The following is a 15,786-nucleotide window of genomic DNA, read 5'->3' on the forward strand; positions in this document are numbered from 1 at the left end:
ATGATGCGCGCATGACTGCGCCTGCCTCTGCCTCGCCCCTGACCTGCATCGGCCTCATGTCTGGCACCTCCATGGATGGTGTCGATGGCGTTCTGGTCGACATCAGCCCCGCATCTGGCGGGGCTTTGTCTTTGCGCCAGCGCGGCTTTGCCAGCGTCGATCTGCCCGCAGCTTTGCGCGACGAATTGCTGGCGCTCAATACCCCCGGCGACAATGAGCTGCACCGTGGCGCCCTGGCGGCCAATGCGCTGATGCGCGTGTATGCGCAATGCGTGCAGCAGCTCTGCGCAGAGGCTGCCGTAGCGCCTGAGGCCGTGGCCGTCATCGGCGCGCACGGCCAGACCGTGCGCCACCGCCCGGGCCTGTTCGATGGCACCGGCTACACCACGCAACTCATCAACGGCGCGCTGCTGGCGGAGCTGACCGGCATTGCCGTGGCCTGCGACTTCCGCAGCCGCGATGTGGCGGCAGGCGGGCAGGGCGCGCCGCTGGTGCCGGTGTTTCATCAGGCCGTGTGGAATGACGCCGGCGAGACGCTGGTGGTGCTGAATCTGGGTGGCATTGCCAACCTCAGCATTCTCGCGCCCGGCAAGACGCCGTTCGGTTTCGATTGCGGCCCCGCCAATGCCTTGCTGGACGGCTGGTGCCAGCAGCACACCGGTCAACCCTACGATGCCGATGGCCGCTGGGCTGCGCAAGGGCAGGTGCATGAGGCACTGTTGCAGCAGCTGATGGCCGAGCCCTATATCCGGCAGGCACCGCCCAAGAGCACCGGGCGCGACCTGTTCAATGCCGAGTGGTTGCAGCAGCAACTGGCCTTGCAGCCCGGCATCGCTGCGGTCGATGTGCAGGCCACGCTCACTGCCTATACGGTGCAGGCGGCTGCCCACCATGCGCGCGCCCACGCTCCCGCAGCCACGCGCCTGCTGGTCTGTGGAGGAGGGGTGCGCAACGGGGAAATCATGCGCCAACTGGCTGAGGCCTTGCCGGGCGTGACGGTGGAGTCGACCCAGGCGCATGGCATCGATCCGCAGGCCGTGGAGGCCACTGCCTTTGCCTGGCTGGCCAGCAAGACCTGGCTGCGCGAGCCGATCGACATGACGGCTGTGACGGGCGCAAGAGGCCCGCGTGTGCTGGGCTGCCTGTATCTGGCCTGATTCGGAACCGGAAGGCGCACATCCAAGCCCGCTCCGGAGCGCTTGCTTCCAAGCACTCTCCCGATCGTGCGCTTCTAAGCCTGCTCCGGAACGCGAACTTCCGTGCCTGAGGACGCAGCAACAGACGGCCGGTGAACGCGGAGATCACCCGGCCTTGCTGAAGTGTGGTCGCATACTGGCGCCCCGTACAAACCGTGAGCGCCAGCAGCGAAGGGTCGCTTACAGGCTGTCGCCGAAATCCGCGCGGAACTTGGCCACCAGATTCTGCTGCCAGTCGGACACCGGCGCCAGACGGCCGTAGAAGAAGCGCAGGATGGCCGGCTCCTCGGTGAACTGCAGGCCACCAATCAGCGAGCGGTTCTGGTACAGCCACACCAGACGATCCACCACATACTTCACCTGCGACAGGGTGAACACGCGGCGCGGCATGGCCAGGCGCAGCAATTCCATGTTGGCCATGGGCTCGGTGCCGTCCGGATCACGCTGCTCGGACAGGGTGCCGCGCTCCATGCCGCGCACGCCGCTCACGATGTACAGCGCCGAGGCAATCGCACCGGCCGGGTACTGCGACTGCGGAATGTGGTCGAGGAAACGCATCACGTCGATGTGGCAACCCAAGCCGCCGGCGGGGGTGATGACCGGCACGCCGTGCTTCTGCAGCTCGTCCACCATGTAGGCGATGAACTGCGGGCCCTGGCTGATCATGTCCTCGTCCATGGTTTCGTCCAGGCCCACGGTCAGCGCTTCCATCTCGCGCACCGACATGCCGCCGTAGGTCAGGAAGCCCTCATACAGCGGCACCAGGCCGCGCATCTTCTCGTACAGCGCCTTGCTGCGGATGCAGATGCCGCCGCCACGCGCGCAGCCCAGCTTGCGCGCGGAGAAGTAGATGACGTCGCACAGGTCGGCCATCTTGCGCGTGATCTCGCGGATGGACAGGGCCTTGCAGCTTTCCTCGCGCTGCTTGAGGAAGTACAGGTTGTCGGCCAGCAGGCTGGCGTCCAGCACCAGCAGCAGATTGTGCGCGTCGCACACGCGGCGGATGTCGGTCAGGTTCTGCAGCGAGATGGGCTGGCCGCCGATCAGGTTAGTGCCGGCTTCCATGCGCACGAAGGCAATCTTGTCGGCGCCATGCTTGGCGACGATGGCTTCCAGCTTGGCGACGTCCATGTCGCCCTTGAACGGGTGGGCGCTGACCACTTCCAGACCCTTGTCGGAAATGATCTCCTCCACCATGCCGCCATTGAGCGTGATGTGCGCCTTGGTGGTGGTGAAGTGATAGTTCATCGGTACCACCGAACCTTGCGTTACCAGTGTCTGCGCGAGGATGTTCTCGCAGGCACGGCCCTGGTGCGTGGGCAGGAAGTAATCCATGCCGAAGATCTCGTTCAGCTTGCGCTCCAGGCGCGTGTAGGTGGCGCTGCCGGCGTAGCTGTCATCGGCAATCATCATGGCGGCCTGTTGCTGGTCGCTCATGGCGTTCACGCCGCTGTCGGTCAGCATGTCCATGAAGACATCCTTGTTCTGCAGCAGGAAGGTGTTGTTGCCTGCTTCGGTGATCGCCTCGAGGCGCTGCTCCACCGGAACGAGATTGAGTTTCTGCACAATGCGAACCTTGTGCATTTCAAGCGGAACCTGTTCGCCGCTGAAGAATTTAACGTGTGCCATGGATGGGAAACCTCCGATTTTTTGAAAGTAGAAACCCGAAGCCGCGGAAACACACCGCAGCGGGGATCGGGTTCTTTAGGTTCGGCAGGGCTGTAGGAATGAAGTCCGACTGATGCCACCCTACATTATGCAATTTGGTGAAATGCAAACGGGCGCAGGTAAGCGCCTTGCCTGATCCAGATTAAGAGTCGGGCAGAAATAGCGGGCGTGCCAAACGACACCGGTCATTGCGGCGTGGTGCAAGCGTTCCGTCTATGCCGCCCCTCAGATGGTGGCGGCAGGCTCAAGGGAACGACGAGGGGCGGCTTGCCCGCGTTAGGAGCGGGGAGCCCTCAGGCCTTGCTGGCCTCGACGGCCCAGCTGGCGCCGCTTCCGCGCTTGAGCAGACGGTGCACCACCGGCAGTGCCTGTTCCAGCTGTTCCTTGAGCACGAAGGGCGGGTTGATGATGAACATGCCGCTGGCGCGCAGGCCGTCGCGGGCGCCATCGTCGCCGGCACGGCCGATGGCCAGCGTGGCATGCAGCCAGCTCTTGCCGGCCTGCTGTGCCATGGCCTTGAGCTTGCGCGGCAGGTCGTGTGCCTCGGGGCGCGGAATCACCGGATACCACACCACATAGCAGCCGGTGGCAAAGCGCTGCAAGGCATCCTGCACCGTGGCCGTCACTTGCCCGTAGTCGGTCTTGAGCTCATAGCTCGGGTCGATCAGCACCAGGCCGCGGCGGCTCGACGGCGGCAGCAGGCCCTTGAGACCGGCAAAGCCGTTGTTGCGCACCACCTGGATGGCGTCGGGGCGGCCCAGCTCGGCCACGTTGTTGTCGAGCAAGCGGCTGTCGGTCGGGTGCAGCTCGAACAGGCGCAGCTGATCCTGCGCGCGCATCAGCGTGGCGGTGATGAAGGGCGAGCCGGGATACTTGCGCAGTGCTTCGCCACCGTTGAAGCCGGCGAGCAGCTGCAGATAGGCGGCGAGGGCTTCCGGTGCCCTGGCTTCATCCGGCGCGCCGGGGCCATACTGCTGCCACAGCGGCAGCACGCCTTCACTGGCTTCGCCACTGGTCTGCGCGTCTCCACTGTCCAGACGGTACAGCCCGGTGCCGGCATGGGTATCGGCCAGCAGCAGGGGCGTGTCCTTGGCGGAGGTGAGGTAGCGCAGGATCGCAACCAGCGTCATATGCTTGAGCACATCGGCGTGGTTGCCTGCATGGAAGGCGTGGCGGTAGCTGAACATGATGCCCGCCATCGTACAGGGCTTTGTGGGCCGGCGGGCACAGCAAGGGCGGGGCAGTCATCAAATACTTGTGGCATGGGCCGGATTCTTCGTATAATCATCGGCTTGCCTGCGTCTTTGGCCCGCGGCAAGAGCAGTACCCCCACCTAAGAGGTTCTCACCAGAAGAACACCGACCGTGGAATAGGCCGGACGCCCACGTCGTGCAATGGTTGCGCGGCAAGGCTAGCGAAATAGCCAGCCAAACCACATTTCCAAAGGAAAAGACCCATGAAAACATTCAGCGCAAAACCCGCTGAGGTGCAACATGAGTGGTTTGTGATTGACGCCACCGACAAGGTGCTCGGCCGGGTAGCCAGCGAAGTTGCCCTCCGTCTGCGCGGCAAACACAAAGCCATTTACACCCCCCACGTGGATACCGGCGACTACATCGTCGTGATCAACGCTTCCAAGCTGAAAGTGACCGGTACCAAGTCCCTGGACAAGATGTACTATCGCCACTCCGGCTTCCCCGGCGGCATCTATGCCACCAACTTCCGCGATCTGCAGGCCAAGCATCCCGGCCGCGCGCTCGAGAAGGCCGTCAAGGGCATGCTGCCCAAGGGTCCTCTGGGCTACGCCATGATCAAGAAGCTGAAGGTGTACGGCGGTGCAGAGCATCCGCACACTGCCCAACAACCCAAAGTGCTGGAAGTCTAAAGGAGCATCACAATGATTGGTGATTGGAACAATGGCACCGGCCGTCGCAAATCCAGCGTCGCCCGCGTGTTTCTGAAAAAAGGCTCCGGCAAGATCACGGTCAACGGCAAGGACATCCAAGAGTTCTTCGGCCGCCAGACCTCCATCATGATCGCCAAGCAGCCGCTGGCCCTGACTGAGAACCTGGAATCCTTCGACGTGCAAGTCAACGTGCACGGCGGCGGCGAATCCGGCCAGGCTGGTGCCATCCGCCACGGTATCACCCGTGCCCTGATCGACTACGATGCAGCGCTCAAGCCCGAGCTGAGCAAGGCTGGCTTCGTCACGCGTGACGCCCGCGAAGTGGAACGCAAGAAGATCGGTCTGCGCGGCGCCCGTCGCGCCAAGCAGTTCAGCAAGCGTTAATCGCTTTCTGCTGCCGCAGAAAAACCGCACCGGCTTGCCGTGTGCGGTTTTTTTATGCAGCTTCCAGCCATGGCTGGTGCCAAAACCCTACATTCCGCGAAGGCAATAGGGGTGTGATGCAAATGGTTGACTAATTTGCTGTACTATTGCTGCCAGACTGACTGTTCAAGAAGTGCAAGACATGACCACTGTTGCCGAATCCACCGCTGCCGAGAACGCAGCTCCCGTCTCTGACGATCCCATCCTCTTTACCGACAGCGCTGCCGCCAAGGTGGCCGACCTGATCGCCGAGGAAGGCAACCCCGACCTGAAACTGCGCGTGTTCGTGCAGGGCGGCGGCTGCTCGGGTTTCCAGTACGGCTTCACTTTCGACGAGATCACCAACGACGATGACACCGTGATGACCAAGAACGGGGTTTCCCTGCTGATCGACGCCATGAGCTACCAGTACCTGGTCGGCGCCGAGATCGATTACAAGGAAGACCTGCAGGGCGCCCAGTTCGTGATCCGCAACCCCAACGCAGAAACCACCTGCGGCTGCGGCTCCAGCTTCTCGATGTAAGGCGGCATGCGCCTGCAACGCGCCGATGCGGGCTGTCGGCGTGAATCCTTTTCCCTCCTGTCTGCAACCGCCTTCGTGGCGGTTGTCGGCGTTTTGCGGCCTGCTGCATGATCGCCCCGGTCCTCAATCAGACCGACGAACGCCAGCTCAAGCGCCTGCTGTGGCTGGTGGCGGTCGGCTTCTTCATGCAGACGCTGGATGCCACCATCGTCAACACGGCCCTGCCTGCCATGGCCGAGGGGCTGAACGAGAGTCCGCTGCGCATGCAGTCGGTGCTGGTGGCCTATTCGCTCACCATGGCGCTGCTGATTCCGCTGTCCGGCTGGCTGGCAGACCGCTTCGGCACGCGCCGCATGTTTCTCGGCGCCATTCTGGTGTTTGTGGCCGGCTCGCTGGCCTGCGGGCTGGCTGTCACCCTCAACCAGCTGGTGGCCGCGCGCGTGCTGCAGGGTGCGGGCGGGGCCTTGCTGATGCCGGTAGGGCGGTTGACCGTGTTGCGTGCCTATCCGCGGGAGCGCTTCCTGGGTGCCATGAGCTTTGTCGCCATCCCGGGGCTGGTCGGGCCGCTGCTGGGCCCCACACTGGGTGGCTGGCTGGTGGAAATCGCCTCCTGGCACTGGGTGTTTCTGGTCAACGTGCCGGTTGGCGCGCTGGGCTGGATCGCGGCCCGGCGCTACCTGCCGGATTTCCGGGGCGTGGAGCGCAATCGCCTGGATGTGCCCGGCTACGGCCTGCTGGCGCTGGGCATGGCCCTGGTGCTGCTGTCGGTGGACGGGCTCTCTGCGCTGGGCCTGCATGGCGCGACCTCGCTGGTGGTGCTGGTGACGGGGCTGGCCTGCCTGGCGGCCTACTGGCTGCGTGCCGGCCGTCAGGCGCATCCGCTGTTTCCACCCAGCCTGTTCCGGGTGCCGGCGCTCAGCATCGGGCTGACCGGCAACCTGATCTCGCGCTTGGGCAGCAGTGCTGTTCCCTTCCTGATTCCGCTGATGCTGCAGCTCAGCCTGGGCTATTCGCCGGCGCAGGCCGGCATGATGATGCTGCCGATGGCGCTCGCAGGCATGCTGATCAAGCGTTTCGCCACCTGGTCGATCACGCGCTATGGCTACCGCCGGGTGCTGGTCATCAACACCGCCTGCGTGGGCGGCATGATCGCCAGTTTTGCCCTCATCAGCGGCACGGAACCGGTCTGGCTGCTGGTGCTGCAGTTCTACCTGTTCGGCTCCTGCAACTCGCTGCAGTTCACGGCCATGAACACGCTCACGCTGCGCGACCTCGACACCGCGCAGGCCAGCAGCGGCAACAGCCTGCTCTCGATGGTGCAGATGCTGGCCATGAGTCTGGGCGTGGCACTGGCTGCGGCCGTTCTTGGCGGTTTCGCCGAAACCCTGCAGGCAGAAGCCGATCCGGCGCGCATGCAGCAAGCCTTCCGCTACACTTTCATTTGCATGGGCGGCATGACGCTGGCGTCAGCCTGGGTGTTCTGGCAGCTGTCTCCCCACTCGGTCTGGGTGCGGCGGCTGGAGCAGGATCCCGGCTTTGACTGAAACCCCACCCTCCAGCCTGCCCGACTGTCTTACGGAATGTCCATGAAACTCCCCCGCCCCAAGACCCTGCTCTGGATGTCGGCTGCGGCCGCCGTCCTGACCATCATTCTCAAGACCCTGGCCTGGTACGTGACCGGCTCGGTCGGCCTGCTGTCCGATGCCATGGAGTCCTTCGTCAACCTGGCCGGTGCCGTGTTCGCCCTGATGATGGTGACCATTGCCGAGCGCCCTGCCGACGAGGACCATCCGCATGGCCACCACAAGGCCGAGTACTTCTCGTCAGGCTTCGAGGGCATGCTGATCTTCGGCGCCGCGCTGGGCATTCTCTGGACTTCGGTCGACCGCCTGATGCACCCGCAGCCGCTGGAGCAGCTGGGCTGGGGCATGGCGTTCTCCCTGGCGAGTACCGTGCTCAACGGGGTTGGCGCCTGGGTGCTGCTCAAGGCGGCCAAGGTGCACAACTCGATTGCGCTGGAGGCTGACGGGCGCCATTTGCGCACCGACGTCTGGACCTCCATCGGCGTGGTTGCCGGCGTAGCACTGGTGCAGGTCACTGGCTGGCTCTGGCTCGATCCGGTGGTGGCCATTGCGGTGGCCCTCAACATCCTGAAGGAGGGCTGGCACCTGATCCGCAACTCCAGCCATGGCCTGATGGACAGCGCCGTGGATCCCGAGACGGCAGACAGTATCCAGCAGACGCTGGACCGCTTCGTGCAACAGGAAAAGGATGCGCAGGGGCGCGAGCTGGTGCGCTTCGACCATGTGGTTACGCGCGCAGCGGCCCAGCGCAGCTTTGTCTCCATGCACATGCACATGCCGGCCAGCTGGACGCTGGGGCGCTCCGCCAAGCTGCGCAACGACGTGGAGCGCGCCCTGGTGGAGAGTCAACCCCAGCTGCACGCCACCATCGAAATGCTGCCGTCGGACGTCGAGCCGGTGCAGACCCTGGGTGAACTGGAGCCGGTGGTGGAGCCTGCTACCGCAGGCGCCGCAGTCACCTGAAGCTTGCTGCACGCTGCGTGAGCAGCGCCCAGCGCCAGCAGCCAGCAGCCAGCAGCCAGCAGCCAGCAGCCAGCAGCCAGCAGCCAGCAGCCAGCAGCCAGCAGCCCGCTGCCGCTGCCCGCTGCCTCCCGAGCGCGCGCGAATAAACCACGCTTACGCCACGCGCATCAGGGTTTACGCCTTATTCCCGATCGTGTTGAAAAATTTTCAGAATCGGGTATCTAAAGGTTGTTAGTTTCAATGAAATCAGTGACTTAGACGCGTATTCCTGTATGTAAACTGCGCACCTCGAGCATCCTGCATCGGGATGGCACACGCACACAGGAGAACTTCGCGCATGGTATGGCAACAAATCTATAACCCGACGGACAGCATGCTGCTGTCTACGCTGCTGGCGGTGATTCCCGTCGCAGTGATGCTGATCGGGCTCGGCTTCCTCCACATGAAGGCCCACATCGCGGCCGGCCTCGGCCTGGTCAGCGCCTTGCTGATCGCCATCTTCGTGTTCGGCATGCCCGGCGCCATGGCTGGCAAGGCGGCCATGATGGGCGCCTTCACCGGCCTGCTGCCCATCGGCTGGATCGTGCTCAACATCATCTTCCTGCACCAACTGACCGAAAACAACGGCAGCTTCAAGGTGCTGCAGGACTCGATTGCGGGCATCACCGAAGACCGCCGCCTGCAACTGCTGCTGATCGCCTTCGCTTTCGGCGCGTTCTTCGAGGGCGCCGCCGGCTTCGGCACCCCGGTGGCCGTGACGGCCGCCATCCTGATCGGCCTGGGTTTCTCGCCGCTGGCCGCCTCCGGCCTGAGCCTGATTGCCAACACCGCACCGGTGGCCTTTGGCGCCCTGGGCACGCCCATCATTACCATGGCCAAGGTGCATGGCTATGACGTGATGGAGCTGTCCGCCATGGTGGGCCGCCAACTGCCGCTGTTCTCGCTGATGGTGCCGTTCTGGTTGATCTGGGCCTTTGCCGGCCGCAAGGCCATGATGGAGATCTGGCCGGCCATTCTGGTCACAGGCCTGAGCTTTGCCGTCGCCCAGTTCCTCACCTCCAACTACATTGGTCCCGAACTGGTGGACGTGATTTCCGCCATCGCCTCCATGGTCAGCCTGGTGCTGTTCCTGCGTGTCTGGAAACCGCGCCGCATCTGGAGCAGCACCTCGCTGCGCGGCCACGAGGCCGAAGGCGGGGAGGGCAGGGAAGCCACGCCGCCGGCCCGTCACGACCGCGCCACCGTCATCCGTGCCTGGATGCCGTGGGTGATTCTGACCGTGTTTGTGTTCCTCTGGGGCATGCCGAGCGTCAAGGCCTTCTTCAACGGCATCTTCGCACCGCAGTTCCCGATCGACGGCCTGCACAACATGATCGAGAAGATGCCCCCGGCCGTGCCCGTGCCGCACAAGGAAACCGCCGTCTACGTGTTCAACCTGCTGTCTGCGACGGGGACCGGCATCCTGCTGGCCGCCGTGCTGGGTGGTCTGGCCATGGGCTACAGCGTGGGCGGTCTGCTGCGCCAGTTTGTCAGGACCTTCTGGCTGGTGCGTTACTCGCTGCTCACCATCGTGCTGATGCTGGCCCTGGGCACGCTCACGCGCTACTCCGGCATCGACACCACCATGGGCCTGGCCTTTGCCATGACCGGCGTGTTCTATCCCTTCTTCGGCACCATGCTGGGCTGGCTGGGTGTGGCACTGACCGGTTCCGATACCGCGTCCAACGTGCTGTTCGGCGGTATGCAGAAAGTGGCTGCCGACCAGCTGGGCCTGTCGCCCAACCTGATGGGCGCTGCCAACAGCTCCGGCGGCGTGATGGGCAAGATGATCGATGCCCAATCCATCGTAGTGGCCTCCACTGCGACGCGCTGGTTCAACAAGGAAGGCGTGATCCTGCGCTATGTGTTCAAGCACTCGCTGGTGCTGGCCATGCTGGTCGGCATGTTCGTGACCCTGCAGGCCTATGTCTGGCCGTTCACCGCCATGGTCGTGAAGTAAACGCGTGTAACTGCTGCAATGAGCCGCCTTCGGGCGGCTTTTTCGCTGTTGCAAGTGTGTAAGGGGGCGGTGTGCGCCTGTGATAGATTCACGGAATGTTCACAAATCAGCAGCATGATTGTCATGCGCCTTGGTCACACTGGGGCACAGAAATACCGAGTTACACAGGAACCGATCCGCATGAAAGAGCTGCCCACGCCTACCTTCGACCTTTCCCCGCGCATGCGCGGGCTGCCGGCCCTGCTGCGCAAGCCCTTGCGCAAGGCCGGGGCGGCGCTCGCCCATGCACGTCCCATCGCGGTGGCGACCGAGCTGCCCGCCGCAGCGCCCGTCATTCTGCCTGCCGCACCCGCCCTGGTGCAGCCCGCTCCCATGCGTGAAGCGGCTGTCTCCAAGGCCGGGCTCGATGCCCGCTGGGCGCGCAACCTCGACGAAGTGCGCGAAGCGCAGCGACTGCGCTACCAGGTGTTTGCCGAAGAAATGGGCGCCACTCTCAAGGCAGATATCCCCGGCCATGATATCGACCTGTTTGACGATTACTGTGAACACCTGCTGGTGCGCGACCTCGAAACCGGCATGGTCGTCGGCACCTACCGCGTGCTGACGCCGGCCCAGGCGCGCCGTGTCGGCAGCATCTACAGCGATGCCGAATTCGATCTGGTGCGCCTGCGCCACCTGCGCGCCAACATGGTGGAACTGGGTCGCAGCTGCGTGCATGCGGATTACCGTTCCGGCGGCGTCATCCTCACGCTGTGGGGTGCGTTGGCCGAGTTCATGGGCCGCAACCAGCTCGACACCATGGTCGGCTGCGCCAGCATTCCCATGACGCACCACGGCCTGCCGTCCGGTTACGCCGCCGCCAGCATCTGGCAGCAGGTGCGCCAGACGCACCTCGCGCCCATCGAATACCATGTCACCCCGCGTCTGCCGCTGCCGGTGGACGAGTTGCAGTGCGATGTGGTGGTCGAACCGCCGGCACTGATCAAGGGCTATCTGCGCCTGGGCGCCAAGGTGCTGGGTGCCCCGGCCTGGGATCCGGACTTCAACACGGCCGACCTGCCGATGATGATGCGTGTGGCCGATCTGCCTTCGCGCTATCGCCGCCAGTTCGACGCGGCGCGCAGTTAATGGTATAGTTCGCGATTCCCCGTTTTTTTCTGGATGCCTGTCGCAACCCGTGTTGCGGGCAGGCATTTTGTCTTTGCAGCGCCGTTTTTCGCGTGCCAGGCCATGCGCGGGCTGCAGACTGCCGAGTATTTCCATGCAATTTCCCGCCATGCTTGATCGCGACGAGAGCATTCTGGCCTTCAACACCCGCGTGCTCGACTGGGCTGCGCGCGAGGAAGTGCCGCTGCTCGAGCGCATGCGTTACCTGTCCATCGTTTCCTCCAACCTGGACGAATTCTTCGAGGTCCGCATGGCGGATCTGCTCGATGCGGCGCAGAACCACATCCACGAAGGCGACTTCACCGAGCGCCAGTTCCTGAGCGTCTCGACCAAGGCGCACGAGCTGGTCGCCCAGCAGTACGACATCCTGCGCTACAGCCTGTATCCGGCGCTGGAAGCCAACGGCATCACCATCGTCTCGCACGGCGCGCGCACGCCCGAGCAGCGCCGCTGGGTCAAGAACTACTTCGAGACCCAGGTGCGCCCGCTGCTGCTGCCGGTCAGCCTCGACCCGGCCCACCCGTTCCCGCAGGTGGCCAACAAGTCGCTCAACTTCATCGTCAAGCTGGCCGGCCGTGATGCGCTGGGCCGCTCCAACAGCATCGCCATCCTGAAGGTGCCGCGCGCCTTGCCGCGCCTGCTGCGCCTGCCGCCCCACCTGTCCGGCGGCAAGGACCTGCTGGTTTCCCTGCCCAGCGTGATCCGTGCGCATCTGGAAGAGCTGTTCCCCAACCGCGAAGTGGAACAGCTCTCGCAGTTCCGCATCACGCGCCATTCCGACCTGGCAGTGGATGAAGAGGATGTGAGCAACCTGCGTATGGCCCTGCGCGAAGGTCTGCAGCAGCGCCACTACGGCAAGGCCGTGCGTGTCGAGGTGTCCTCCAACTGCCCGGACGAACTGGCCGACCTGCTGTGCCGCCAGTTCGACCTGCCGCAGCAATCGCTGTACCGCGTGCATGGCCCGGTCAACCTGGTGCGCATGGGCATGCTGGTCGATCTGGTCAACAAGCAGGAATTCCTGTTCCCGCCGTTTGCGCCCAGCTATCCGCAGGCCCTGCGGGGCGTCGATTCGATTTTCGAGCGCCTGAAGGAGGGCGACGTTCTGGCCCACCAGCCTTTCGAGAGCTTCGAGCCGGTGCTCGACATGCTGCGCGAGGCGGTGAACGATCCGAACGTGCTGGCGATCAAGCAGACCATCTACCGCACCGGCTCCGACTCCGAACTGATGTCTCTGCTGCGTGAGGCAGTGCGCCGCGGCAAGGAAGTGACGGCCGTGGTGGAACTGAAGGCGCGTTTTGACGAAGAGGCCAACATCAACTGGGCGGAAAAGCTCGAATCCGTCGGCGCACAGGTGGTGTACGGCGTGGTCGGCATGAAGACCCACGCCAAGATGCTGCTGATCACGCGCCGCGAGGGCAAGAAGCTCAAGCGCTACGGCCACCTGGCCACCGGCAACTACAACCCGCGCACGGCACGCCTGTACACCGACCTGAGCTATTTCACGGCCGATGACGTGTTGACCGGTGACATGCAGCGCGTGTTCGTGCATCTGGCCAGCCAGAGCGAAATCCCGCGTCTGTCGCGCATGCAGATGGCACCCTATACGCTGCAGGAGACCATGCTGCAGCGCATTGCCCAGGCTGGCCGCGCAGCGGCAGCAGGCAAGGGCGGCCGCATCGTGGCCAAGATGAATGCGCTGACCGACGAAGCGCTGATCCTGGCGCTGCTGGAGGCCGGGCAGAAGGGCGCCCAGATCGACCTGATCGTGCGCGGTGCCTGCATGTTGCATGCGCAGGTGCCCGGCCTGAGCGAGAACATCCGTGTGCGTTCCATCATCGGCCGCTTCCTCGAGCACTCGCGCGTGTTCTACTTCGGCATCGGCGAGGAAGAGCATCTCTACCTCTCCAGCGCGGACTGGATGAACCGCAACATGCTGCGCCGCATCGAACTGGCCTGGCCTGTCACCGATCCTGAACTCAAAACCCGCATCATTGACGAATGCCTGCTGGCCTACGAATATGACGAGGCACTGTCCTGGCAGATGCAGGCAGACGGCAGCTATGCGCGTCCGCAGTCGCCGCTGGAGCATCCGCGCAACGTGCAGCGCGCCCTGATGACGCGCTACCTCAATGCCGGCAAGGACAGCAGCAAGAAGGGCCGGAAAAAACCCGGCAAGACCTGAACCCCCGCGGGCCTGGCCCGCCCTCTCAGCAAGGAGCAAGCATGGATCTGATTTTGTGGCGCCACGCCATTGCGGTGGATGCGGATGAAGGACTGGATGACCTGAAGCGGCCCCTGACGGAAGAGGGAGAGGACCAGGCCAAGGAAATGGCCGGCTGGCTCAAGCGCCATCTGCCCAGGAACACGCGCATCCTCACCAGCCCTGCGCTGCGTACGCGCCAGACCGTGCTGCGCCTGACCAAGACCGACTACCGCGTGGTGAACGAACTGGCGCCCAATGCCACGCCGGATACCCTGCTCAGGGTGGTCAACTGGCCGCTGAGCGAGGAGCCGGTGCTGGTGGTGGGGCATCAGCCCACGCTGGGCGAAGTGGCCCAGAAGCTGCTGGGCATGCAGATGGGCTGCTCCATCAAGAAGGGCGCCGTCTGGTGGCTGCACCACCGTGTGCGCGATGGCAAGGGTCAGGTGATCCTCAAGGCGGTGCAGAACCCGCGCATGCTGTGACGTGGCGCCCGTACGGGCGCTGATGGCAAAGCCAGCTGCCGGCACATGCGCCGGCAGGGCAGGGAGGTCCCGATTCAGCGAATCTGCAGCTTGAGCGGCACGTCCGTGCGCGCCCAGGCATCGACTTCCTGCTGCAGCAGGAAGCAGGACTGCGGATAATCCAGCGCCCACTGCTTGGGCACCAACAGCGCAAAACCGAGCGACGGGGTTACCTTGCGCTGCAGTTGCAGTCCTTCCATGTTGGGCAGCCGGCGTGCATGGCACAGGATCACGGCCAGCCGCAGGGCCAGCAGTTGCGACGTGAACCCCACATCCTTGAAGTCGACATCCAGCTTGCGCAGCTTGCCGCGGTGGCCGAGCACCATGTTGCTCAGGTAGTGCAGTTCGGGCAGGGCAAAACCGGGTGCTTCTGCGTTGTCCAGGATGTAGGCGCCGTGGCGGTGGTAGCTGCTGTGCGAGATGTGCTGGCCGATCTCGTGCAGGCGCGCGGCCCAGCGCAGCTTGCGCTCGATGCGTTCGCGCTGCACCGTCATGCCCTCGATCGGGGTCAGCTGGCGGTACAGCGTGAGGGCGGTGCGCTCCACGCGCAGCGCCTGCTTTTGGTCCACGGCAAAGCGGTCCATCATGCGGCCCACGGTCACCTGACGCAGGTCGGTGGTGGGCTGCTCGCGGTTCAGCAGGTCGTACAGCACGCCCTGACGCAGGGCGCCGAGTGCCACCTGCATCTGCTTGAGCTGCAGCACCTCGAAAATCGCCAGCAGCACGGTCAGGCCGCCAGCCAGAACCGGCTTGCGCTCTTCCTTCAGCGTCTCCAGCTCGAGGGAGTTGACGTTGCGCACCTTGAGCAGCTTCTGCTTGAGCCAGTCCAGCCCCTCCAGCGTGACGATACCCGGTTCGCCGCCGTTGGCAGCCAGGATCTCGCCGATGGCGCCGATTGTGCCCGACGAGCCGTAGGCTACGTCCCAGCGCCCCGGGCGGTAGATTTCCAGGCCTTCATCCAGCACCGCCTTGGCCGCGATATTGGCCTGCTTGAAGGCCGAGGGCGTGTACTTGCCATCGGGAAAGAAGCGCATGGACCAGGTCACGCTGCCGAACTGGAAGGATTCCAGTTGCTGCGGCTCCAGGTTCTTGCCGAGAATCAGTTCGGTGGAGCGTCCGCCGATGTCCACCACCAGCCGCCGGTCGGCCGAGCGCGGCAGCAGGTTGGCCACCCCCTGGTAGATCAGGCGCGCTTCCTCGCGGCCGGCAATCACGTCGATGGGAAAGCCCAGAATCTGGTGCGCCTTGCTCAGGAACACATCGCGGTTGTTGGCTTCGCGCAGGGTCTGCGTGGCCACCGCGCGGATCTGCTCGCGCCGAAAGCCCGCCAGACGTTCGCTGAAGCGCGCCAAGCAATCCCAGCCGCGCTGCATAGCTTCCAGGGAGAGGTTGTTGTTGTCGTCGAGGCCGTTGCCCTGGCGTACGGTTTCTTTGAGATATTCGACGCGCTGGATCTGGCCGTGCTCATACTTGCCGATTTCCAGGCGAAAGCTGTTGGAGCCGAGGTCAAGCGCTGCAAGACGGGTGCCGTTGCGCATGATGGAGAGTCAGGGGAAAGAGACAGTTCTTTTTTTCATCATAGGGCTTTTACGGAGCGTCACGGCCAAAAAACGGTCATATTGCACACAGTGTCT

Annotated in this window: 13 protein-coding genes; 10 read left to right on the forward strand and 3 right to left on the reverse strand. The window is 64.1% G+C overall.

Translation table 11 applies throughout. The features are described 5' to 3' along the window. Nucleotides 1-11: 11 nt before the first annotated feature. Nucleotides 12-1,157, forward strand: coding sequence for an anhydro-N-acetylmuramic acid kinase (locus tag BMW28_RS06680; protein WP_091815707.1), 1,146 nt, complete (start codon nt 12-14; stop codon nt 1,155-1,157). 219 nt (nt 1,158-1,376) lie between these two features. Here the strand turns inward: BMW28_RS06680 and BMW28_RS06685 are convergent, their stop codons facing one another. Continuing rightward, nucleotides 1,377-2,825, reverse strand: a complete 1,449-nt coding sequence (locus tag BMW28_RS06685) for a tryptophanase (RefSeq protein WP_091815709.1) — start codon at nt 2,823-2,825, stop codon at nt 1,377-1,379. A 332-nt stretch (nt 2,826-3,157) separates the two neighbouring features. Then, a complete protein-coding gene (locus BMW28_RS06690) occupies nt 3,158-4,051 on the reverse strand; it encodes a 23S rRNA (adenine(2030)-N(6))-methyltransferase RlmJ (RefSeq protein ID WP_091816167.1) in 894 nt (297 codons plus the stop codon). A 269-nt stretch (nt 4,052-4,320) separates the two neighbouring features. Here BMW28_RS06690 and rplM point away from each other — a divergent pair, with 269 nt between their 5' ends. The 9 genes from rplM to BMW28_RS06735 all read left to right on the forward strand — a co-directional run bounded on the left by rplM (nt 4,321) and on the right by BMW28_RS06735 (nt 14,113). Then, nucleotides 4,321-4,749: a 50S ribosomal protein L13 gene (gene rplM, locus BMW28_RS06695; protein WP_091815712.1), complete on the forward strand. Its 429-nt coding sequence runs from the start codon at nt 4,321-4,323 to the stop codon at nt 4,747-4,749. A 12-nt stretch (nt 4,750-4,761) separates the two neighbouring features. Then, nucleotides 4,762-5,154: a 30S ribosomal protein S9 gene (gene rpsI, locus BMW28_RS06700; RefSeq protein WP_091815713.1), complete on the forward strand. Its 393-nt coding sequence runs from the start codon at nt 4,762-4,764 to the stop codon at nt 5,152-5,154. 181 nt (nt 5,155-5,335) lie between these two features. Then, nucleotides 5,336-5,716, forward strand: a complete 381-nt coding sequence (gene erpA / locus BMW28_RS06705) for an iron-sulfur cluster insertion protein ErpA (RefSeq protein ID WP_091815716.1) — start codon at nt 5,336-5,338, stop codon at nt 5,714-5,716. A gap of 107 nt (nt 5,717-5,823) precedes the next feature. After that, nucleotides 5,824-7,260 (forward strand): multidrug transporter subunit MdtD, encoded by a 1,437-nt coding sequence (gene mdtD, locus BMW28_RS06710; RefSeq protein ID WP_091815719.1) that lies wholly within the window; start codon nt 5,824-5,826, stop codon nt 7,258-7,260. 42 nt (nt 7,261-7,302) lie between these two features. Next, nucleotides 7,303-8,262, forward strand: coding sequence for a cation diffusion facilitator family transporter (locus BMW28_RS06715; protein WP_234970051.1), 960 nt, complete (start codon nt 7,303-7,305; stop codon nt 8,260-8,262). Between the two features lie 337 nt (nt 8,263-8,599). After that, nucleotides 8,600-10,261, forward strand: coding sequence for an L-lactate permease (locus BMW28_RS06720; protein ID WP_091815724.1), 1,662 nt, complete (start codon nt 8,600-8,602; stop codon nt 10,259-10,261). Between the two features lie 180 nt (nt 10,262-10,441). Next, the gene (locus tag BMW28_RS06725; protein ID WP_200785750.1) at nt 10,442-11,389 is read left to right on the forward strand and encodes a GNAT family N-acetyltransferase; all 948 of its coding nucleotides are present in this window, start codon (nt 10,442-10,444) and stop codon (nt 11,387-11,389) included. A gap of 133 nt (nt 11,390-11,522) precedes the next feature. After that, on the forward strand, nt 11,523-13,610 hold the full coding sequence (ppk1, locus tag BMW28_RS06730; RefSeq protein WP_091815729.1) for a polyphosphate kinase 1: 2,088 nt from the start codon (nt 11,523-11,525) through the stop codon (nt 13,608-13,610). 41 nt (nt 13,611-13,651) lie between these two features. Beyond that, entirely contained in the window at nt 13,652-14,113 is a 462-nt protein-coding gene (locus tag BMW28_RS06735; RefSeq protein ID WP_091815731.1) for a SixA phosphatase family protein, read from the forward strand. A gap of 74 nt (nt 14,114-14,187) precedes the next feature. Here the strand turns inward: BMW28_RS06735 and ppx are convergent, their stop codons facing one another. Continuing rightward, nucleotides 14,188-15,690, reverse strand: a complete 1,503-nt coding sequence (gene ppx, locus BMW28_RS06740) for an exopolyphosphatase (RefSeq protein WP_091815734.1) — start codon at nt 15,688-15,690, stop codon at nt 14,188-14,190. Nucleotides 15,691-15,786: the final 96 nt, after the last annotated feature.

Source organism: Allobrachymonas denitrificans DSM 15123, from assembly GCF_900110225.1.
Taxonomy (GTDB): Bacteria; Pseudomonadota; Gammaproteobacteria; order Burkholderiales; family Burkholderiaceae_C; genus Brachymonas; species Brachymonas denitrificans.